The sequence below is a fragment of the Peribacillus sp. YIM B13481 genome (assembly GCF_042787985.1).
Taxonomy (GTDB): domain Bacteria; phylum Bacillota; class Bacilli; order Bacillales; family DSM-1321; genus Peribacillus; species Peribacillus simplex_A.
In genome coordinates this window covers 43,212-64,588 of record NZ_JBHZPE010000019.1, presented here as the reverse complement: position 1 = coordinate 64,588, position 21,377 = coordinate 43,212, and the positions used below count along the sequence as shown (strand labels likewise).

The window sequence follows — 21,377 nt, the reverse complement described above, 5'->3', positions numbered from 1 at the left end:
CTTATTGTAATGCGACTCTATGTGTTGCCGAGATTGGCTTCAAATCGTAAGCACGTCCATTCTCATCGAAATATTTCGAGTAGGTTGACTCATATTCTGAAGTGAGTTTTTTTCTAAGCCGCACTTTATCCTCACGAACTTCTGGCTCTAAATCCGGAATGGCGGCAATCAGGCGTTTCGTATAAATATGTTGGGGATTTTCATAGATTTCCTCACTTTTACCTTCCTCTACCAATCTACCTCGGTACATAACACCCATCCGGTCACACATATGCCGGATTACGCCTAAATCATGCCCGACAAATAAATAAGTCAAATTGAACTCCTGTTGGAGATCCTGAAGGAAATTCAAAACTTGTGCCTGAACGGAAACATCCAGGGCTGATACCGGTTCATCAGCAATGATCAGCTTAGGCTTCAATGTCAATGATCTGGCTATTCCAATCCGCTGGCGCTGGCCCCCTGAAAATTCATGAGGATACTTGTGAATCGATTCAGGACTAAGCCCGACTTTGTCCAAGAAGTCCTGGACGATTTTCTTTTCCTCCGCTGGTGATAACCGTTCGAAGTTCCTCAGCGGTTCGGCAATGATGTCCAGCACCCTCTTCTTGGGATTCAATGATGAATACGGGTCTTGGAAAATCATTTGGATATCTTTTCTAAATGGTTTAATCTCTTTTCTACTTAATGATGCTAAATCCCTGCCTTCAAACAGGATTTGTCCGGATGTCACATCATTCAGCTTAACCACTGCCTTGCCTGTCGTGGACTTGCCGCTACCGGATTCTCCTACCAAACCATATGTCTCCCCTTGCTGCAGTTCAAAGGAAACACCGTCCACAGCCTTTACGTGATCGACCACCCTTCGGAAAAAACCGCCCCTTATTGGAAAATGCACTTTTAAATTATCTACTTTGAGTAATGTCATGTGTCGATGCATCTCCTTCAGCTTGAAAATAAAATTCCTTATAGCAGGTACATCGTACAAAATGATCGTTGCCCACATCGTGAAGTTGGGGCGCCTCTTCATGCGCATGTTTTGGTATCCAAGGAATCCTATCCTGGAAACGGCAACCTATCCTATCCATTTTCGCTATCGATGGGACGATTCCCTCAATAACGTGCAAACGGTTTTTCTCATTTGTAGCCGAAGGAATCGAATTTAATAACGACCTCGTATATGGATGCAGCGGATTATTGAATATCTCTTTAACAAATCCCGTTTCCACTACCTGTCCGGCATACATGACAACGATCCTGTCAGCGACCTCTGCAACGACGCTCAGATCATGTGTAATTAAGATGATCCCCATTTTTGTCCTGCTTTGGATATCTTTCAGCAAATCAAGTATTTGCGCTTGAATCGTAACATCCAGTGCCGTCGTGGGTTCATCGGCAATGACCAGTGCAGGGTTGCAAGCAATGGCAATCGAAATCATCGCCCTCTGCCGCATTCCACCCGAGAGCTCATGCGGATATTGCTTGTACGTCCGTTCAGGATAAGGAATTCCGACTTGTGTCAAAAGCTCTATTGTCCTGTTCTTTTTTTCATCCCTGGAAAGTTCAGTATGGTAATCCAGATTCTCCTCGATCTGTTTTCCAATTGTCATGAGCGGGTTCAAAGCCGTTAAAGGTTCCTGGAATATCATGCCCATTTCCTTACCACGGACTTTATTCATTTGCATATCATTCAACTTTAGTAGATTTTGGCCATTATAATTTATGGTTCCTTCGGATTTCGTTCTCTGCTTATTATGTAATTGCATGATAGATAAGGCCAATGCACTCTTTCCACAACCTGATTCACCAACAACTGCAACAATTTCATTTTCATTCACCGTAAATGAAACATCATCCACCGCTGCATGATATTTGTTACGGATTCGAAATGAGGTAGTTAGGTTCTCTATTTGCAAAATAGCTTTCTTCATCCTTGATCCCCCTAAACTATTTTATCGAGAAAATAACTAATCTTCTGATAATTATTTAAAATTTTAATCAATTTTTTACATTTATACAATAGTTTTCATCCAAAATAATCACATTTTTTTCATATTTTATAACTACAGGAATATTTTTCTGCAATAAAAAATCATTTTCTTTATGACTGTTATACAGTAAAGTTATGAAGCCCGGTTATTTGTGCAGAACGATTATTTAAAAATTTATTATTCTTAAATAACTATCGATAAGTTTATATCTATTTATTGAACATATCGATTTACATACCTTAATATGATTTAGAATAAAAATATTTTAATATTTCAGAAAAGTTAGTTTAATTGTAAGGATATCATAAAATAGGTAATTATTTCATATATATTTCGATACTTTCGAAAAAACAACTAAATTTATTAAATGTAATGAAACCTTTTTAAAACAGATCCGTAGAAATCGGTAGCAAATAAATGATGAGGTGATTGAATGTATTCACAAACTGTACAGACATATATGCCTTCCGTCATGAGGACGTTCGCGTTATCTCTAGCAGTTTCCGTTTTAGGGATGGCTCTCGGCACTTTTATTCCGCCATCTTTGTTTCTTCCCTTAGCGATCCTCGAGATCGCCATGTTGATTGGAGCATTCATCATGCGGAGGAAAAAATCCATCGGGTACACATTCTTGTATAGTTTTACGTTAATTTCAGGAATAACCACCTATCCGATCATTGCACACTACTTAGCAGCTGCAGGGGCAAATGTGGTGATCTTAGCCGGTGTTACGACGACAGTTGTATTTGGAGGACTGGCGGTTTATGCGACAACCACCAAAAGGGATCTTTCTTTCTTGGGAGGCATGTTATTTGCAGCCTTGCTGGCTTTAGTGGTCATTAGCCTTTTCAACATTTTCTTTCCATTAAGCTCTACAGCCATGCTGGTCGTTTCATTTATTGGTATTTTAGTTTTCAGTGGTTATATTTTATATGATTTCAATCGAATGAAGCATTACGGGGTAACAGCCGAAGAAGTACCGCTCATGGCCCTGAATCTATATCTTGATTTCATTAACCTTTTCATTAACATCTTACGTTTCTTTGGTATTTTAGCAAGTGATGACTAAAAGGATGGTATCCAATCCTACATGGTAACAGAAAAAGACGCTTGGCTGTCCAAGCGTCTTTTCACGTATGTGCCCATTTGGGTAAAAAAGCATCTATCAGGTATTTTATATAAATCACTGTATAAAACCAATTCATGAGAGTTCCCCAAAAATTTTGAACCCCTGGCAATGAACTGCTGAAGGTACCGTATCTTATTTATATAATCCTGGATTTGATTGATCGGTCCATGGCAGTTTCACACCGAAGGTACTTGCAATGAACTGTGTATCTTCTCTTCTTTTTTTCCTTATTTGGGCCCGTTGTTTTGCCGATTCATTTAAATTCATTTCCATCTCTGTTTCGGGAACCAAACGCGGAACCGGAATTGGTTTACCTACTTCATTAATGGCAACAAAGGTCAAAAAGGAAATGACGCATAAATTCCGATCTCCTGTAACTAAATCCTCCGCAATCACCTTCACGATGATTTCCATTGATGTTCTGCCCGTATACGTCACGAAGCTTTCAAGGCAAACTGCATTTCCTTCGTGAATAGGGTGCAGGAAATCGACAGAATCAGTTGATGCCGTCACGACGTTGCTTCTCGCATGCCGCATGGCGGATATAGCCGCTACATCATCAATGTATGCCATTAATTTGCCTCCGAACATCGTACCAATATTATTTGTATCCGGCGGGAGGACAAGGCTTGTTTTTATGACCAAAGAATCCCGGCAATGTTTTATTTCTTCCATGGTGACTGCACTCCTTTTTGTCTGATTTCTCACTAGTCCACTTTATCGAATTCTTACCTGTAAAGCAATATACATGCTTATTTTCCTGCTATTAGTTAAAATTATTCGGCCTTAAAATAAAGCGCCACACTTTCACTGCCCTTTTGGTTGCTTGCCTTGTTGCAGCTCACGCAGGCTCAAGCCAAATGTCATTTGTAAATGAGGATAATCCTTAAACCCTGCCCAATCCCCGCCCCAATCAAAACCTAACCCTTTAGCGATGGTTACGACTTCCATCCAATCCGACTTCCCATTATGATTGCCATCATAACCCATATCCCAAATGGCCTCGCCTTGTTTGTTAAGGAGGGCAAAATCTATCGCCAAACCGAAATTATGAAGCGACTCCCCTCCTTTTGCATTCGTTACGACTTTGCCCTTGGTTAATCGGCCTTTTTCATAGAGTTCATTTTGCTCGGCTACTGACCGGAACCCCGCTGTAATGATTATCGGGATGCCTTTGTCATTAGCCTGTTGAATGAGCTCATCTTTTTTTTCGGCAACGATCGGATTAAGCTCGTCAGTCAGTTTGATTTCATCTAGATCAGGCGGAAGCATATACTTGAACAAGAGCCCCAACAATAATCCGAAAAAGCCCAATACCAAACATGTCCTTACCCAAGTAGCTTTCACTGAAAAATCCTTCCTTTACGAATAACAGTCAGAAAGTGAAAAACTCAACCAAAGACGGATGAGTTTTTCTTCTATTATAACTTTGATTTCAATTCTTCTATTTGCATTAAATGCCGTTTTTCATGAAGTCCCACGAAAGTAATCCATTGCTTCAAGCTTAATTCTTTAAACAAAGGGTGAGGAAAAGACTTTTGTTCGAGATCATTTCGTTTTGCATGATCAACACTTGTATAAAGGCTTTGCGGGATTCGGACAACTTATCCTTAACCTTGCTCAAAGTTTGGAATGATTCTGACGGAAATGACAAATGGCGGGGCCTGATCCTTCAATTCTCGATTTAAAGTAAGCTCGATTGGTTTATCCACAGCTGGAATGCTTTCATCGCTTTTCAATTTATCGGCAATATTCTTGTTATGGCCCTCTCCATTAAATATAAATGATCCAATATCTGAATGATGCTCCAACGCCCTTTTTCAGGATGGGCGTCCAGTTGTTCATCCGATAGTCCTTTGACCGCAATTAAAAGTTCTTCCCTGATATTTTCATTTTATAGCATCTCCTCTTATGGCCTAGCTAATCTCCTTTAATTATTCCATTTTCTATATGAATGTGTAAAATAATAATGCTTTTTGACAGAAACGAACCGATTTATAGTTGTCTATTTTCCGAAAAGCTCTATGATAGTCATAAAGGTAAAATTCACCTAATACAAATGACTTCCGAAATTCCATATATCTCCAAATAGCAATGACTTTGCGATGTTGTAAGCAATAATAAAGAACATAAAGAAAAATCATTACAGCTCACATACTATATATACAAAACTATAGGTAGTATGTGAGGAGACAATACCTATAGGGAACCTAATGCCACACCTAAATCATTGAATAAAAAAAAACGTTGAAGTTGCTAACCCTTTTCGCTCAGTATTTACTGACTGAACAGAAGAGTTTGCATAGCAGGTTGAAGAACACCAAACTCTTCTCCTATGATTGCTCCCGCACTTAAAAATGCATTCATGGTATGTGCTTGACTCAAAATGATCATACCTATGATAAAAATTAATACGAATGGATAGACTATATGATTTGCTCCTTTACGATCAAATAGTTTTCCAACAAATGGACGTGACAGTTTTATAAAGAGTGCGAAGATTACAAAGAAATAACTTGTAATAGATGTCATACCTAATGCCTCAGCATAAATAGGGATAAAAGTAAAATACGCCCGCATAAGCAAAAGTAAGAACAGCAGCCATTAAATCAATGGGAACAGTCCCAATCTCAAAAAAACCCGGATAAGGGAATCTTTTTTATGTATGTCCGTTATCCGGGGTATAATTCAGCCTTCTGTGCATTTTTTACTTTCATTTGAAATGATACCTTTCCAAAATCCGATTCGTAATGAGCTGATATCCCTTTTCATTGGGATGAATCTTATCACTGAAATACTCGGTTTTCTTTTTATTCTCAAAAAGATCATTTGTAGGAATGAATACCATCCTTTTATCCTTTTTCGCTATTCCCATTATTGATTGGTTATAATCTTGGATGTGCTTTTCAAGTTTTTGATTATCTTTAATCGGATTATACAGTCCCACTACAAGTATATCCGCTTTATCGTTTGCCTTTATCAGTGTCGAAGTAATCTTATCAAGATGGTTGATATACTCCCGTTTACCCTCATCGATTTTTCGATCACTTATTTTCTTCAAGTCACCGCCGTTACTATTGATCAAGTCATTGGTTCCAATATAAACGATGAAAGTATCGGCTTTATCAAGTTTCGATTTAATGCGGTAATCATCAAGCTGATTCATGACCCCATCCGTTTCCTGACCTTTTATACCGTAATTCCAAAAACTCACTTTTTGTTCCGATTCCGGATTATTCAATTCATCCTCCAGACCTTCTACATATCCCTCCCCGTCCTTATCCCCTTTTCCAAAGGTTAACGAATCTCCAAAAGCCATTACCCTTTGCACATCTTTCGACTCCGAGGCCTGAAATTTATATGCAGCAAAACAAATAACTAGTACAATAATTAACAAACCTGCTACTTTTTTCATTGGTTTCTCCTTTTGTCTATTTACTATGAAGTATTTCATCATTTTAAATACCCAAAAATCTGTAGTTTTAACATACAAAAATGAATTGTCAGATAAATAGTAAAGAGTGTATGATAATATAAAACTTTCAATGGATTGGGCTTCATTCACCGGCCTTTATGTAAGCGGGATGATACCCTTTATTCTGGAGATTGAATATAAATGATAGATAGGAGTTTAAATGATGGCAGAGCACATAGAGTTTAGGGAGGCAGCACTTTCGGATTTACCCAGAATCGTTGAAATATATAATTCGACAATTGCTTCAAGAATGGTCACGGCAGATACGGAACCTGTATCCGTACAATCGAGGGTTAAATGGTTTGAGGAACATCATTCAGAAAGTCGACCGCTATATATCATTACTATAGAAGGGCAAACTGCCGGATGGATGAGCTTTCAATCTTTCTATGGCCGGCCAGCTTATGATTCTACGGCCGAAATCAGCATTTATATCGATGATTATTTCCGGGGAAAAGGAATCGGACAAATTTCGATTCAAAAGGCAATTGAAGTGAGCCCTAAATTAGGGGTGAAAACTTTATTAGGTTTCATTTTTGCCCACAATATACCTAGCCTGAAGCTTTTTTCAAAATTCGGGTTTGAAAAATGGGCAAATTTTCCTCGAGTTGCAGAGCTCGATGGCATTGAAAGAGATTTGATTATACTTGGGAAACGTGTCGATAATTAAAATATTCATTTAAAGCTATTGCCTTGAGCAGTAGCCTTTTTCGGATTAAGCGAGGCCGAAATGGAGAATTTAGAAATACCTATATCCTTTCTTAAGGGAAAAATATTCAGAATCTCTTTTATTTGTTAAAGCATTCAACAGCGTATCCAATTCTTGGCTTGCTTGAACAGTTAGAAGACTTGTTAAACCATAAATTGCCGCCAATTTGATCATTTCTTGTCTCTTCTCTTCTACTTTTTCAACAGTTACCTTCTGGCAAAGCATCAAGCCACCTCCCATTTATTCAATTTTTTTACACCTTCATCATAATGAAAATTATAGTTAAAATCAACTATTTATTTGAAATCAAATGTGTAATTTTACAGTTTAAATGTGACAAAAAGCCTATTTCATTTTCTAAATATGTATATATTGTGTCATCCCCTATATAAACATAAATAAAAAAAGCATCCACAAGTATAGACTGCGAATGCTTACATCATATCCCTTATCCCAAGATTATAGCCTATCGATTACTATGTCATCCATTCCGAAGGAGACTGGTTATTAGGTCTATTTATTACAATCTTATATTCATTTTCAAGTACTTTTAACGGGGCATCATAAAGGTGCCTTTCATCAGAGGTTTTGTATACTCCATTGGCCAATAACTCTTCAATAAGCATTGCCTTCCTCTGTTCAATCCTCTTAAATAATTCTGCCATGTAAATGGCTCCTTTCCTAGTCATCATAGAGCCCGCTTCTAGTTGAGCTAAACTGTATTAACCGGTTTGATTTCACCAAATTATATATACCTTTTCTAGTATGCCACTAAACGTTATTCCGCAAAAATAAAAGCCTCTTCTAATTCAAGAAGAGGCTTACAGTGTCCGTACGGCTCTTCTTATCTTCCAAGCAAATGCTTGTTGGATTTAGCACAGTTCCCAAAATGGGTCTGCTGCCGAGGTTTCTTTGGGCCAAGTCCCTCCACCTCTCTGGATAAGAATTCAATATATAAATGATGTAGAAATGATTTTATCCCAATAAACATCAAAAGTCAATTACCTGGTTCTTCCTTTTCCACTTGCCATAAATGGGTTTCCCCTTTCAAATGTGGGTTGCATTTTCTTGTCTTTCTGATATGATGTCAGTAATTACATACAATTCACACCACTAGGGGAGTCTTTTTTTAGACTGAGATGGAATTAGTTCCGGACCCTTTGAACCTGAACCGGCTCATACCGGCGGAGGGAAGTGGATGATATCGTCCATTTGCAGACTTTATCCATCTACCCCGTTCCGTATTCAGGAGCGGTTTTTTTTATGGATGTAAATAGGGGATCTATTCTAAAGGAGGATGAACAATGGAGAATACTAAATTAGAAACCTTCAGTGAAAGACTTCATGGACGGGCAAAAGAAATTTGGAAAAGGAACCATTCACATCCCTTTGTCCAGGCAATTGGAAACGGCACGCTACCTGAAAAAAAATTTTCTTATTATTTGAAGCAGGACTATATCTATCTCATGGAATATTCCAAGCTTTTTGCTCTAGGTGTCATCAAAGCTCATAATATCGAAACCATGGCAAGATTTTCCAGTATTTTAAACGAAACTCTTCAAGTGGAAATGGATATCCATCGGCAATATGCTTCGGAATTCGGAATCAGTACCAAGGAATTGGAAGAAACAGAACCTACGCCTACCACTTTAGCCTATACGGGTTACATGCTAAATGCAGCTCAGCATGGGACTTTGGCAGACCTCATCGCTTGTCTCCTACCATGTGCTTGGGATTATTATGAAATTGGTTTGATATTAAAAAAACAAAATGGTGAAGCATTGGAAAACAACCGCTACGCAGATTGGATAAGGTCCTATTCATCTCCTGAATTCGGTGAGGCACACAAGTGGCTGATTGCTTTATTGGAAGAATTAACAAGAGGCATGCCTGAAAAGGAACTTCTGAGATTAGAAAAGCACTTTTTGGTGACTTCCCGATATGAATATTTATTCTGGGATATGGTTCAAAATGAACAAGATTGGCCACTGTAGGTATTGGCCATGATGATGAATCCAATCAAGAAAATGACGTTGACTGCCATGATCACGGGTATAACGACTCTGACCAGTTCAATTATTTTCATCCCTGTCGGATTTGCTAAAATCTTCCCTATACAGCATCTGGCAAATGTCCTGACAGCCGTTTTATTGGGGCCTGCCTATTCGGTAACACAAGCTTTATTAGTTTCCATCATTAGAAACATGTCTGGTACCGGTTCAATTTTCGCCTTTCCTGGCAGCATGATAGGTGCACTATTGGCTGCCGTCCTTTATCGAAAAACACAAAGCTTGAAATTCGCCTGTCTAGGGGAAGTGATTGGGACCGGCATTCTCGGATCCCTATCCTGTTATCCACTTGCACTCCTCCTATTGGGGGAAAAAGCTGCTCTTTTTGGTTTTTTACCAGCTTTTATGCTTAGTTCATTCGCAGGTGCGCTTTTAGCTTTCATATTACTTAAAATACTTCTAAAAAATAATTATATGAAGGGGATTTTTTATGAAAACAGCATTAACCATCGCAGGCTCTGATTCAGGGGGCGGTGCTGGAATACAAGCAGATTTAAAAACATTTTCTGCACATGGTGTCTTTGGAATGTCTGCCATTACAGCTGTTACTGCACAAAACACAATGGAAGTGCGTTCAGTTCAGGCCATCGAAACAGCTATCATCTCGGATCAAATTGCTGCCATCTTTGAGGATATTCATGTCGATGCAGTAAAAATAGGAATGCTTGGATCAAAAGAAATAGTGAAAACAGTCGCTGCGTCCATTAAAACCTACTTACCTTCCATCGTTATCCTTGACCCAGTCATGATTTCAAAAAGCGGCCACCATTTGCTAGACGAAAAAGCTGTCACTGCCTTAAAAATGGAATTGCTTCCGCTTGCAACACTTGTAACCCCGAATGTACCAGAAGCGGAAGTCCTTACTGGCTTGTCGATTCGAACGAAACAAGATTTTTACAGGGCATGCATATCCATACATGAACTAGGTTCTAAAGCCGTTTTACTTAAAGGGGGCCATGCAGCAGGAAATCCAAACGATCTTTTTTATGATGGAACTGACTTCCAATGGATCAAGGGAGAACGCATTCATACACAAAACACACATGGTACAGGCTGTACCCTATCATCCGCCATTACATCCAACCTGGCAAATGGACTGCCATTGAAAGAGTCGATTGAACTGGCCAAGACCTATATTTCCGAAGCGATACGTAATAGCTTTTCAATCGGTAGGGGGCATGGACCTGTCCATCATTTTCATTCATTTTCAAAAAAAGAACGGAGTGACTTAATATGAATGTTGCTGCAGCCGATTTATTCGTGAAAGTACGAGAAAGAAAACCTCTCGTTCACCAAATCACCAACTTTGTTACGGTCAACGACTGTGCCAATGTCACCCTTGCCATCGGTGGCTCACCTGTAATGACATCGAGCCCCAGTGAAGTGGCGGATATGGTCAAATTAGCGAATGCATTGGTCCTGAATTTCGGTACGATTGATGATAAAGCCTTAGAAGCAATGGAGATTGCCGGCAAGACGGCAAATGCCCTGAATATCCCAGTCATTTTGGACCCGGTGGGAGTGGGTGCCACCTCCTATCGGACAGAGAAAGTCACAGAGCTCCTAAGTAAGGTTACTTTCCAAATCATTCGCGGAAATGCGAGTGAGATCCTACGATTGATGGGGGGGGATATCGTTACACGCGGAGTGGATTCAGGGGAACTAGCGATTAGCAATGCAGAGCTGGCTGCACAAGCAGCAAATAAATTGAATAGTATCATCGTGGTCAGCGGGGCTAAGGATGCGGTCAGCGACGGAAAACATACGTCAATTATCGACAACGGGAATCTCCTTTTAACTAATGTCACTGGTACCGGATGCATGGCCACAGCTCTTATCGGCACCTTTTCCGGAGTCACGGACGATTTCTATTCTGCGGCAATTGCCGGTATCTCGACCATGAGCATTTCAGGGGACCTGGCAGCTGCAAAACTTCAAGAAGATGAAGGGACAGGAACGTTTCGAGTGCGATTAATGGATGCAATATCAAGAATGGATAAGGAAATCTGGATGCATGAGGTGAAAATAAATGAAGAAGTCCCAAATTGATTTAAGTCTATATTTAGTTACGGAAGAGTCGATAGCAATAGAAGAATTGACCAAAATCATTGCAGAATCGGTTTCAGGAGGAGTTTCGATCGTACAACTTAGAGAGAAAAACAATTCCTCCCTCTCCTTTTATAAAAAGGCTTCTGAATTAAAACAGTTATTGAGCGAGCTGTCCATTCCCCTTATCATTAATGACCGGGTAGATATAGCACTCGCTGTTGAAGCGGACGGAATTCATATTGGGCAAGATGATCTTCCACTGCCTGTCATCAAACAAATGGTTCCTGACGATATGATTGTCGGTGTTTCAGTCTCCACACTTGAAGAAGCTCTCGAAGCCGAACAAAATGGAGCAGACTATATCGGAGTCGGTTCCGTTTTCCCTACGAAGACCAAACAAGATGCAACGCTAATGGCCATTGAAGATTTGGAGGAAATTTGTCGCAGCGTATCGATTCCTGCCGTAGCAATCGGGGGTATCACAGCCGATAACATTTCCTCACTTTCAGATAGCGGGCTATCCGGTACCGCAGTCGTTTCAGCAATCATGAATGCAGATAGTCCAAAGATTGCCTCCGAACTCCTTTTAAAAATAATAAAAGACTTTAAGTAAAGAAAAGAGGGGACTGATTGGTCCCCTTCCTTCGTTTATGTCAAAACGGTATTCTTTGTTTCCTTCCCAAAAGCCACAGCAGTGGCTCCCACTAGAATAGCAATTGTAAATATGGTGAAAATCGTTGAAATCGGGGTACCGGCAGCAACTAAATACCCTACAAGCAATGGCCCCAGGACACCGCCAATCCTGCCAATACCAGCAGCTAGCCCTGTACCGGTACCACGAACTGCAGTTGGATACTGCTCAGGTGTATACGCATAAAGCGCACCCCATGCCCCTAAGTTGAAGAAAGATAGGAACATTCCAGAAACTATCAGCAGTGCCAACCCCTCTGCCGATCCAAAGAAAAAGGCACTGATGGCTGTTCCAATTAAGTATGTGATCAAAACGAATTTACGACCCATCTTCTCTATCAGCCATGCAGCTGAAAAATAGCCCGGAAGCTGTGCAAGCGTCATGATCAAAACATATTCAAAGCTTTGAATCATACTGAATCCTTTTAAGACCATCACACTTGGCAGCCATAAAAACATCCCATAATAAGAAAAGACCACGCAAAACCAAAGAATCCACAAAACAAGGGTCTGGCGAGAATATTCCTTTTTCCAGACACTTTTCATGTTGCTTATTACTGTTGGTCTCTGCTTCTTTTCAAGTTCCGTAAATTTCGGTGAATCTGGTAGCTTCAAGCGCAGATACAGTGCATATAAAGCGGGAACTGCACTTAATATCAACGCAACCCTCCAACCATAAGCCGGAATGATGAAATAGGAGATGAGTGCTGCCAATATCCAGCCAACCGCCCAAAAACTTTCAAGGAGGACGACAACCCTTCCCCTTTTACTAGCATCAACACTTTCAGAAACCAATGTCGATGCAACCGGAAGTTCGCCTCCAAGTCCCATTCCAATCAAAAATCGCAATATCAAGAACAAGCTGAGTGTACCGACTGCTGCAGACAGGCCACTTGCGATTGAAAACAATAATAATGTAATGATAAAGACATTCTTGCGTCCGACCCTGTCAGCCATCGCACCAAAGAAAACAGCTCCGACAGCCATCCCTATAGAGTTTATGCTCCCTATCCAGCCAACCTGTTCACTGGTTAAGTTCCATTCCTGTTTCAAAGCAACTATAATGAAAGAAAGCATACCGACATCAAGTGCATCGAACATCCACCCTAGACCCGCAACACCTAATAATTTACGCTGCGATATCGTTTTAACATCATTTCCCATATATTCCTCCTGAAGAACTTTAGACCTTCTAGTTATTTTATCCCTATTCATTTTAACTATTAACTTTAATTTCCGCTATAGTATTTACACATGTCATGACAAAAAAACATCATTCGTTTATAAATGAAGAATGACTCTTGATTGGGGTATTATGTCGAATGATAAAGATTGAATATTCCTTTTTTTTCATTTATTATAAAAATTGGCATAGATCATAGCGTTATCAAATAAGTCATCATGTTTTGCCCAAGATATTCATTTTATTCAGGAGGGTACTTATGACAAATCTAACGTTAGAAGTAAGTGGAAAGCTGCAAAAATTTTTAACAGGACCAAAAAAGCTTTATATTAATGGTCAGTTTGTAGAAAGTGCTTCAAAAAAAACCTTCTCCACTCCTAATCCTGCTACAGGACAAAAACTTGCCGAAGTATATGAAGCAGATAAAGAAGATATCGACTTAGCAGTCAAAGCTGCACGCAAAGCATTCGATGAAGGTCCTTGGTCAAGGATGAGCGCCGCTACCCGCAGCAGGCTTATGTATAAGCTGGCAGATTTAATGGAAGAAAACAAAACTGAACTTGCTCAATTGGAAACGCTGGATAATGGGAAACCAATCAGTGAAACTACCAATGCTGACATCCCTTTAGCTATAGAACATATGAGATATTTTGCTGGCTGGTCCACCAAGATTGTTGGACAAACCATTCCGGTAAGCGGAAATTACTTTAACTACACAAAACACGAGGCTGTTGGTGTTGTGGGACAAATCATCCCATGGAACTTTCCGCTTCTTATGGCGATGTGGAAACTTGGAGCGGCACTTGCTACAGGCTGTACGGTCATATTAAAGCCTGCTGAGCAAACACCGCTTTCCGCACTTTATTTGGCTGAATTGTTCGCTGAAGCCGGTTTCCCTGATGGGGTGGTCAATATCGTTCCCGGCTTTGGTGAAACCGCGGGACAAGCACTTGTCGACCATCCGCAAGTAAATAAAATTGCATTTACCGGTTCGACTGAAGTTGGAAAATTAATCATGCGTTCCGCGTCATATTCATTGAAACGGGTCACATTGGAACTTGGTGGGAAATCCCCAAACATCATCCTACCCGATGCGGATTTCTCAAAAGCCATACCTGGAGCTTTGAATGGGGTCATGTTTAACCAAGGGCAGGTATGCTGTGCCGGATCCAGGGTTTATATTCAAAAGAAACATTATGACAACGTTGTTGCCGATATGGCCAGCCATGCAAAAAATATCAAACAAGGGGCAGGTTTAGATCCAAGCACACAAATTGGGCCGCTTGTTTCCCAGGAGCAGCAAAATCGGGTAATGGGCTATATTGAAAAAGGGAAAAACGAGGGCGCGGAAGTCCTTGTCGGCGGTAACAAACCGGGTGAACAAGGCTACTTTGTTTCTCCTACCATATTCGCTGGTGTTGAAGAGGAAATGACGATCGCTAAAGAAGAGATTTTCGGGCCGGTCATTGCCGCAATGCCATACGAGGATTTAGACGATGTCATTAACCGCGCAAATGCCAGTGAATATGGATTGGCTGCTGGCTTATGGACAAGCGATTTAGCCAATGCCCATTATGTTGCAGGAAAACTCCGTGCTGGTACAGTGTGGGTGAACTGTTATAACGCTTTCGACGCGGCTTCCCCGTTCGGCGGTTACAAACAATCAGGAATCGGACGTGAAATGGGATCTTATGCACTTGATAACTATTCGGAAGTGAAAAGCGTCTGGATCAATTTGGGTAAGTGATTTTTTGAATATTAGAAAGGGGGTCTCAAAGAGACCCCCTTTCTTTCAGTCCGTGATGAACTGAGAAACAACAAAATTATTGCGACTATTCAAACCTTTCCGATAGTCTTTCCTTCTTTAGTTTTGGTAGGTTGAAACATGGACAAAAAGAATGTTGAAGGCACCTTTACTGCTGGAGCTAGCGCGGGTGTACGTGTTCAAACGCCGGTGATGGTGTTGAGGCGGCCATTAATCACCTAAGTGAAATCAATTGGGAATGTTATGTGGACCATGATTTACTGAAAAGTTGTTTTTGATCTTATAATCTTTCATAGAACTATAAAGTTTTTCCATACAACGATGTAAAAAGTTTCTTTTTTATATGACAATAAGTACAATTATAGATGTAGAAAATGGAAAAGGAGTTTTTAAATGATGAGTGATTTTCAAACGAATTTAGAAAAATATGCAGAACTGGCCGTTAAGGTCGGCGTTAATATCCAAAAAGATCAAACCCTGGTTGTAAACACTACATTAGAGGGAGCTGACCTTGTGCGTCTCATCGTAAAAAAAGCATATGAGAACGGCGCGCGGAATGTCATCGTTAATTGGAATGATGATATCGTTGCACGTACCAAATATGAACTGGCTCCTGATGAGGTGTTCCACGAGTACCCAAAGTGGCGGGCAGAAGAAACGATCGAACTTGCGGAAAACGGAGCTGCGTATCTGTCCGTCATCTCCTCAAGCCCTGACTTATTGAAAAGTGTACAACCTGAAAGGATTGCCAACTTCCAAAAGGCATCCGGGACTGCTCTGAAGAAGTGGCGTCAGTATATGCAATCGGATAAAGTAAGCTGGTCCATAGTCGCCGTCCCTTCAAAGGCTTGGGCTGATAAAGTATTTCCTGAAGAAGCAGAAGGAAAACGCGTTGATATGCTATGGGAAGCCATTTTCAAGGCAGTTCGTGTTGATGTGAAGAATCCTGTAGAGGCTTGGAAAAAACACGATGATACCCTGCATGAAAAGGTTGATTATTTAAATGATAAGCATTACCAAAAATTGCATTACACGGCTCCTGGAACCGACCTGACAATCGAGTTGCCTGACAAACACCTTTGGGTCGGAGCAGGAAGCGTTAACGTACAGGGTCATGAATTCATGGCTAACATGCCAACCGAAGAAGTGTTTACGGTTCCATTGAAAACAGGTGTTAACGGTACGGTTTCCAGTACGAAACCCCTTAGTTATGGCGGCAACATCATTAATAATTTTTCCGTAACCTTTAAGGAAGGACGGATCATTGAAGTAAAAGCTGAAGAAGGGGAAGAAATCCTAAAACAATTGGTTGAAACGGATGAAGGTTCACACTATCTTGGGGAAGTGGCACTCGTTCCATTCAACTCACCGATTTCCCAATCGAATGTTTTATTCTTCAATACATTATTCGATGAAAACGCGTCAAACCATCTCGCTATCGGCAGCTCCTATGCTTTCTGTATTGAAGGCGGAAAAAATATGAGTCCAGAAGAGCTTGCAGAAAATGGGCTGAATGAAAGCCTTGCACATGTCGATTTCATGATTGGATCCGTGAAAATGAACATCGACGGCATCAAACAGGATGGCACTTCAGAACCTGTCTTCCGTAATGGGGATTGGGCGTTTTAATTAAAGGGTTGATATAGAGGGGTTTTGAAGGTCCATAACCTTGAGTGGTCACAGAATTGGTCACATTTCATTAGATTTAAACAAATTATCTAGCTCATCAGCCACGTGTTTCTGCATACTAGGAAGCACGTGGCTATAAAGTGTACAGTTTATTTTGGAAGTCCCTTTAAATAGTCACCTGTTGATGCTCTTTAATTAATTTGTCTAGTGTTGGTTTTGATCCACCTAATTCCTTTGCAAGCTGAGAATTCGATAGTTCTCGAATGGTATATCTTTTATATTGCTTGTCGAAGTCTGGAATCAATACTTCTTTCCTTCCTTACTACTTTCCTGCTGCTTTACCTATATGATACTCATGGAAAACAAGCCATTTATATACAGATTATGAATAAAATTTTGTATATAAACAGTATTAAATATTTGTGTTATTGAACTCAAACCAGCGTCTAATAAGGCAAATGTTCATTTTAAAATAACTTCATGTGCAAAATTAACTAATATTACTTAATTAGGCTAGTAACAACCATGTCCGTGATGACCGCCATAACCCATACCGTATCCAGAATGACCGCCATAGCCCATACCATAACCAGAATGACCGCCATAACCCATACCATAACCAGAATGACCGCCATAGCCCATACCATATCCAGGATGACCGCCATAGCCCATACCATAACCATGATAACCACCATAGCCCATACCGTATCCAGGTTGACCGCCATAACCCATGCCATAACCGCCTAAACCGCCATAACCCATGCCATAACCAGGATAACCGCCAAAGAATTGTCTTTCCATTTATATCTCCTCCTCAAATTGCTTCAAAAATAGTGTATGTGTCCATATTCAAAAAGGAATAGACATTTGCCTATATTAAAAATTCACAAGTGTTTACAGACAATTAGCCAGTCAAAAAAGGTATGGGGGAGAATATGAAGAAGCATTTAATGGGCAATGGATTGATATTAATTTTCCCGATCCTAAAATTAGTTTTAGGCATCCTCATTCCTTTTATAATATCCGAATGTGCAGAACCTTTTTAAATATGCTCTGTTCAAGGCAAAAGATCTCACAATACGTCCACTTATCACGTTTAGGAAGCTACATAATATATCATTGGAATATCTTGAACACATTTTTTATTCCCAAATATGTTATACTATTAATAAAGAGGGTGCATAAATTGAAAAGCAATAAGTATAATACTGGCGAAACAGTAACTATTCAGGATACTAATGAATTAGTAACCATTAATAAATGGGCATACGTAAAGAACATGAAAAGATATTCTTATACTGTAAAAGAACATCCAACTACTTTTTTCTTTGAAGAAGAATTAAAAAAAGCTTAATAACACGTCCCTAAAACCCTACTCCGCTCAGAGTGGGTTTTTTTATGCCTTCATTTTTTAAAACAATAAAAAACAGACTCCAGTAGAGGAGTCTGTTCATATAGGTTACGATTTAATTTTAAAATTAAGCTTTTTGAACGTTAGCAGCTTGAGCTCCACGAGCACCTTGCTCAACGTCGAAAGTTACTTTTTGACCTTCGTCTAAAGATTTGAAGCCTTCGCTTTGGATAGCTGAGAAATGTACGAATACGTCGTCTCCGTTTTCACGTTCGATAAATCCAAAACCTTTTTCTGCATTAAACCATTTAACTGTACCTTGTTCCATTTTTGTTGCCTCCTAGTGCATAACACACATGTTATTACTATTTTTAACCATTTGGAAAATAACTAGTATCCTCTTCCACAATCAAAAACAATTCTTTATTAGATTAACATGAAATGATTAATATAGCAAATTATCTAGAGATATTTTAAAAATACAAGGATTACATCTTCTTCACCTTCCTTGGATAGATTTTTTCAATTGCCCATTTCCCTCTTTCCTTTATTTTCTTTATTTATCCAATAGAATGATTCAGATAATGATGAAAGGGTATATCAAATAAGAAACAGTACCATTTCACTTAAAGAGTAAACAGCAAGGAGGTCAATCAATGAAATATTACAAAGTTTCCAATAGCGGTTTTGAAAATAAGGTTATTGTAGCCTATAGCGGGTATGAGGCACTTGGATTCTATTTAATGGAAATCAATGATCAACTTGGTTTTGTTGATGATATAGATGTGGAAGAAGTAGATCCTGATGAACGAGTCGAGATTTCCTACACCGGGTATCCCGTCTATAAGACACTTAAGGAAATATATCAAGAGAACGATTTTTGGGAAATTCCCAATGTTGTCGTGGAAGTCGAATAATAAAAAAATCCCCCGTCTATAAGGAAAGGGAATTCGGATTATGCCCCTGGGATGGTTATCTCCCAATTAATTCAGTCAAATAATATTTGGTAATAGCGAGATATTCACGGATATACGATTTCAACAATACCACTTTTGGTGTCTTTGCCGGTATTCCCTTCATGTCCAAGCCTTCTTTTTTTGCTATTTCAACTGCCCGGTAGATATGAAAATCATTACTGACAATCAATCCGGAAGCAGCTTTATCAGGAATGAGTTCTTTTGAGAAAACAATATTTTCGTGAGTTGTTGTAGATTTGTCTTCCATCATGATACGCGCTGCTTCTATTCCATGCGCGATTAGCCCCTGTTGCATTGCCTTTGCTTCCGAAATATCTTCCCCCGGACCTTTGCCGCCAGATACAATGACCACAGTATGTTCATTCGCCGATAAATATTCTGCAGCTTTATCAATCCGGTATTGTAAAGATAATGATGGAACCGAACCTTTGACCCTTGCTCCAAGAATTATGAGGTAATTGGCATTTTCCGGAATCGGCTGGTGAATGCTTTGTTGAATTTTCATATGTAAAAAACCAAAATAACCCAGTAACACAACAAATCCAATTACGCCAAATTTCATCGTCCTCTTCAATGTTTTTCCCCGTTTCGTTTTCCTTTCATTATATACCATTTTCCCTTATTTCCCCTTATAAATAATAATATGGAAGAGCGGGAATCATGATTGACTTCCCGCTCTTCTTCTTATTATAGTGATGACCATTCTAAATCGGATAATCTATTCTGAGACCATATCATCATATATCAACTTTCCAATTTTACTTATTACTTGACGGCTTTCTTCCTCTGATTTCATATCTTCAGTTAGAACTGCAGCATAAACTGTTTGTGTTTCTGACCGAATGATTGCACAATCATGGGCAACTCCCCGAATTCCGCCCGTTTTGCTTGCGACCTTAACTCCTCTACCCATCAGTGATGGAAGTTTATCCCGTATTTGCTGATTATCAAATACACGCATTATTCTTTCCTGGCTTTCTTTCGTTAAAAAGTAGCCTGTATGTATGGCTTTTAAGCAGGTAATCGTATCTTCCGCCGAAATGGTATTGTCCCGTCCTTCCTTTAATGCCTTAAAATCCTGCATTTTTCGTTCAAGGATGGTATTTTTCAAACCAAGTTCCTTGATGCATCGATTAATTTCATCAATGCCTAACAGGCTCATCATCATATTCGTGGATGTATTGTCAGAAACGGTTATCATCAATGTCAATAAGTCCTCAACCGTTAAAAATACCTTATTTGATAAGGCATGCAGGACCCCAGATCCGCCGGTCACTTCATTAGGGGGGATGGTCACTGGTTGATTCAAATAGATTTTCTTTTGTTCACTTTGACGATAACCTTCGATGATCATTGGTATTTTGATTAAACTAGCTGATTGAAAGGATTCATTCACGTGATATCCAATAGTCTCTCCTAGACCATTTTCAATTTTATATGCAATTTTCCCATTAAATGATTCAACTAATGCCAAGATATCATGTTCTATGGTTTGTAAGGTCATAAATTCCCTGTTCCTCCTTATTGTTTCATTTAAGTCCCTTTAAAAACTCCCTTATACCTTAACTTATTCTACCATGTTAAAAGCAGTACAATCTTCTACGAAATTCCAAATCGAATTAATTTGTATAAAAAGCAAAATAAAAGAGCCTTCGTCTTGAAAGCCCCCTTAAAAAGTGGTAATTATCTTGTTTTAACAGCCCGGCCCTTAACTGGGAATCGTTTCTTCTCAGTTGTATCCACCTGAGTGATTTCACCATCATGTACGGTTATTATGACGGATCCATATTGCAGATCTTCCAAGCTTGAAATAATATGCCTAAATTTGAATTCTTCTTTCTTTTCCATAATCTCTCCCCTTCACTACTGGTAATAAAGATTCGTTTCATATCTAATGTTAAAAAGAGATCGTACGAACATACACGTACTCTCCCCGCTTTCCATGTTTTCTTGAGGAACTTGGTTTACCTATCATATCCTCATCATACTTTGCGTATAAGAATAACCAGTTAATAGGAACTCCACATTCCCCTCCCCCCACTATAAAAAATAAAAGGCACCCGCCATCAAACAGAAGTAGATGTAAGGGTGCCTTTAGTTGACTAATCGGCAATATTTTAGAGTTGCATATGTTATAGAAAAATACGATTTAAAGCAAAAACCGCATTATTCTTACCAACTAACTTGGTATTTACTAATATAATCCAATTCCCTCGTTTTGTCAATATGAATTAGAATTTTCTGATTAGTATGTGTTTTACATTTTACTTATTTACCACTTTACCAAACTAAACTATTTAAGATATACTATTTTAGTATAAGTTGTCGGTATTAACACACACTTTGTATTTAAGAAAGGT

At 39.4% G+C, this 21,377-nt stretch carries 26 protein-coding genes and 2 riboswitches; of the genes, 11 read left to right on the top strand and 15 right to left on the bottom strand.

All coding sequences use genetic code 11. The features are described from left to right. Position 1: 1 nt before the first annotated feature. Together ACFX4X_RS13085 and ACFX4X_RS13080 are read right to left on the bottom strand one after the other, a co-directional pair. Positions 2-928, bottom strand: a complete 927-nt coding sequence (locus ACFX4X_RS13085) for an ABC transporter ATP-binding protein (RefSeq protein WP_061462189.1) — start codon at positions 926-928, stop codon at positions 2-4. After that, on the bottom strand, positions 906-1,931 hold the full coding sequence (locus tag ACFX4X_RS13080) for an ABC transporter ATP-binding protein (protein WP_377383981.1): 1,026 nt from the start codon (positions 1,929-1,931) through the stop codon (positions 906-908). Before ACFX4X_RS13080 ends, ACFX4X_RS13085 begins: the two co-directional genes overlap by 23 nt. Before the next feature lie 493 nt (positions 1,932-2,424). Here ACFX4X_RS13080 and ACFX4X_RS13075 point away from each other — a divergent pair, with 493 nt between their 5' ends. Further along, the gene (locus tag ACFX4X_RS13075; protein WP_377383978.1) at positions 2,425-3,060 is read left to right on the top strand and encodes a Bax inhibitor-1/YccA family protein; all 636 of its coding nucleotides are present in this window, start codon (positions 2,425-2,427) and stop codon (positions 3,058-3,060) included. 192 nt (positions 3,061-3,252) lie between these two features. Here the strand turns inward: ACFX4X_RS13075 and ACFX4X_RS13070 are convergent, their stop codons facing one another. The 5 genes from ACFX4X_RS13070 to ACFX4X_RS13050 all read right to left on the bottom strand — a co-directional run bounded on the left by ACFX4X_RS13070 (position 3,253) and on the right by ACFX4X_RS13050 (position 6,535). After that, positions 3,253-3,795, bottom strand: a complete 543-nt coding sequence (locus tag ACFX4X_RS13070) for an acyl-CoA thioesterase (RefSeq protein WP_061462186.1) — start codon at positions 3,793-3,795, stop codon at positions 3,253-3,255. A 132-nt stretch (positions 3,796-3,927) separates the two neighbouring features. Then, positions 3,928-4,467, bottom strand: coding sequence for a M15 family metallopeptidase (locus ACFX4X_RS13065; RefSeq protein WP_375166248.1), 540 nt, complete (start codon positions 4,465-4,467; stop codon positions 3,928-3,930). Between the two features lie 263 nt (positions 4,468-4,730). After that, positions 4,731-4,931, bottom strand: a complete 201-nt coding sequence (locus tag ACFX4X_RS13060) for a hypothetical protein (protein ID WP_377383973.1) — start codon at positions 4,929-4,931, stop codon at positions 4,731-4,733. Positions 4,932-5,397: 466 nt separating this feature from the next. After that, the gene (locus tag ACFX4X_RS13055; protein WP_375166249.1) at positions 5,398-5,706 is read right to left on the bottom strand and encodes an MFS transporter; all 309 of its coding nucleotides are present in this window, start codon (positions 5,704-5,706) and stop codon (positions 5,398-5,400) included. A gap of 127 nt (positions 5,707-5,833) precedes the next feature. Continuing rightward, positions 5,834-6,535, bottom strand: a complete 702-nt coding sequence (locus ACFX4X_RS13050) for a DUF459 domain-containing protein (protein ID WP_377383970.1) — start codon at positions 6,533-6,535, stop codon at positions 5,834-5,836. Positions 6,536-6,758: 223 nt separating this feature from the next. Here ACFX4X_RS13050 and ACFX4X_RS13045 point away from each other — a divergent pair, with 223 nt between their 5' ends. Beyond that, entirely contained in the window at positions 6,759-7,265 is a 507-nt protein-coding gene (locus tag ACFX4X_RS13045) for a GNAT family N-acetyltransferase (RefSeq protein ID WP_377383967.1), read from the top strand. A 69-nt stretch (positions 7,266-7,334) separates the two neighbouring features. Here ACFX4X_RS13045 and ACFX4X_RS13040 read toward each other — a convergent pair whose 3' ends face one another. Continuing rightward, the gene (locus tag ACFX4X_RS13040; protein ID WP_284471400.1) at positions 7,335-7,529 is read right to left on the bottom strand and encodes an aspartyl-phosphate phosphatase Spo0E family protein; all 195 of its coding nucleotides are present in this window, start codon (positions 7,527-7,529) and stop codon (positions 7,335-7,337) included. A 251-nt stretch (positions 7,530-7,780) separates the two neighbouring features. Then, positions 7,781-7,969 (bottom strand): Fur-regulated basic protein FbpA, encoded by a 189-nt coding sequence (locus ACFX4X_RS13035; RefSeq protein ID WP_377383963.1) that lies wholly within the window; start codon positions 7,967-7,969, stop codon positions 7,781-7,783. A 176-nt stretch (positions 7,970-8,145) separates the two neighbouring features. Then, positions 8,146-8,250: riboswitch (SAM riboswitch) on the bottom strand. Between the two features lie 159 nt (positions 8,251-8,409). Beyond that, positions 8,410-8,514: riboswitch (TPP riboswitch) on the top strand. Between the two features lie 94 nt (positions 8,515-8,608). Between ACFX4X_RS13035 and tenA the strand changes: the two genes are divergently transcribed. The 5 genes from tenA to thiE are packed head-to-tail and all read left to right on the top strand — an operon-like array spanning position 8,609 to position 12,035. Further along, a complete protein-coding gene (gene tenA, locus ACFX4X_RS13030; protein ID WP_089364158.1) occupies positions 8,609-9,298 on the top strand; it encodes a thiaminase II in 690 nt (229 codons plus the stop codon). A 15-nt stretch (positions 9,299-9,313) separates the two neighbouring features. Continuing rightward, positions 9,314-9,835 carry an energy coupling factor transporter S component ThiW gene (gene thiW / locus ACFX4X_RS13025; protein WP_284472102.1) on the top strand — a complete coding sequence of 174 codons (522 nt, stop codon included), beginning with the start codon at positions 9,314-9,316 and terminating at the stop codon, positions 9,833-9,835. Next, positions 9,804-10,610: a bifunctional hydroxymethylpyrimidine kinase/phosphomethylpyrimidine kinase gene (gene thiD, locus ACFX4X_RS13020; RefSeq protein ID WP_284471402.1), complete on the top strand. Its 807-nt coding sequence runs from the start codon at positions 9,804-9,806 to the stop codon at positions 10,608-10,610. The genes thiW and thiD overlap by 32 nt, the downstream gene beginning before the upstream one ends. Beyond that, a complete protein-coding gene (gene thiM, locus ACFX4X_RS13015; protein ID WP_061462177.1) occupies positions 10,607-11,422 on the top strand; it encodes a hydroxyethylthiazole kinase in 816 nt (271 codons plus the stop codon). The genes thiD and thiM overlap by 4 nt, the downstream gene beginning before the upstream one ends. After that, positions 11,403-12,035: a thiamine phosphate synthase gene (thiE, locus tag ACFX4X_RS13010; RefSeq protein ID WP_284471403.1), complete on the top strand. Its 633-nt coding sequence runs from the start codon at positions 11,403-11,405 to the stop codon at positions 12,033-12,035. Before thiM ends, thiE begins: the two co-directional genes overlap by 20 nt. Before the next feature lie 35 nt (positions 12,036-12,070). Here the strand turns inward: thiE and ACFX4X_RS13005 are convergent, their stop codons facing one another. Beyond that, positions 12,071-13,276 (bottom strand): MFS transporter, encoded by a 1,206-nt coding sequence (locus ACFX4X_RS13005; RefSeq protein ID WP_377383958.1) that lies wholly within the window; start codon positions 13,274-13,276, stop codon positions 12,071-12,073. Positions 13,277-13,554: 278 nt separating this feature from the next. Here ACFX4X_RS13005 and ACFX4X_RS13000 point away from each other — a divergent pair, with 278 nt between their 5' ends. Together ACFX4X_RS13000 and ACFX4X_RS12995 are read left to right on the top strand one after the other, a co-directional pair. Then, entirely contained in the window at positions 13,555-15,042 is a 1,488-nt protein-coding gene (locus ACFX4X_RS13000) for an aldehyde dehydrogenase family protein (RefSeq protein WP_061462174.1), read from the top strand. 414 nt (positions 15,043-15,456) lie between these two features. After that, positions 15,457-16,689, top strand: coding sequence for an aminopeptidase (locus tag ACFX4X_RS12995; protein ID WP_377383955.1), 1,233 nt, complete (start codon positions 15,457-15,459; stop codon positions 16,687-16,689). Between the two features lie 513 nt (positions 16,690-17,202). Here ACFX4X_RS12995 and ACFX4X_RS12990 read toward each other — a convergent pair. Then, entirely contained in the window at positions 17,203-17,490 is a 288-nt protein-coding gene (locus ACFX4X_RS12990) for a hypothetical protein (RefSeq protein ID WP_284471406.1), read from the bottom strand. A 385-nt stretch (positions 17,491-17,875) separates the two neighbouring features. Between ACFX4X_RS12990 and ACFX4X_RS12985 the strand changes: the two genes are divergently transcribed. After that, a complete protein-coding gene (locus ACFX4X_RS12985) occupies positions 17,876-18,043 on the top strand; it encodes a hypothetical protein (RefSeq protein WP_167555970.1) in 168 nt (55 codons plus the stop codon). Between the two features lie 124 nt (positions 18,044-18,167). Here ACFX4X_RS12985 and cspC read toward each other — a convergent pair whose 3' ends face one another. After that, on the bottom strand, positions 18,168-18,368 hold the full coding sequence (gene cspC / locus ACFX4X_RS12980; RefSeq protein ID WP_010331195.1) for a cold shock protein CspC: 201 nt from the start codon (positions 18,366-18,368) through the stop codon (positions 18,168-18,170). Between the two features lie 328 nt (positions 18,369-18,696). Here cspC and ACFX4X_RS12975 point away from each other — a divergent pair, with 328 nt between their 5' ends. After that, positions 18,697-18,957, top strand: a complete 261-nt coding sequence (locus ACFX4X_RS12975; RefSeq protein WP_377383952.1) for a hypothetical protein — start codon at positions 18,697-18,699, stop codon at positions 18,955-18,957. A gap of 55 nt (positions 18,958-19,012) precedes the next feature. Here the strand turns inward: ACFX4X_RS12975 and ACFX4X_RS12970 are convergent, their stop codons facing one another. From ACFX4X_RS12970 to ACFX4X_RS12960, 3 genes are all read right to left on the bottom strand, one after another. Further along, positions 19,013-19,630: a YdcF family protein gene (locus ACFX4X_RS12970; protein WP_377383949.1), complete on the bottom strand. Its 618-nt coding sequence runs from the start codon at positions 19,628-19,630 to the stop codon at positions 19,013-19,015. A 105-nt stretch (positions 19,631-19,735) separates the two neighbouring features. Beyond that, positions 19,736-20,521: a serine hydrolase gene (locus ACFX4X_RS12965; RefSeq protein ID WP_377383946.1), complete on the bottom strand. Its 786-nt coding sequence runs from the start codon at positions 20,519-20,521 to the stop codon at positions 19,736-19,738. A gap of 179 nt (positions 20,522-20,700) precedes the next feature. Next, the gene (locus tag ACFX4X_RS12960) at positions 20,701-20,865 is read right to left on the bottom strand and encodes a YezD family protein (protein WP_081108733.1); all 165 of its coding nucleotides are present in this window, start codon (positions 20,863-20,865) and stop codon (positions 20,701-20,703) included. Positions 20,866-21,377 lie beyond the last annotated feature (512 nt).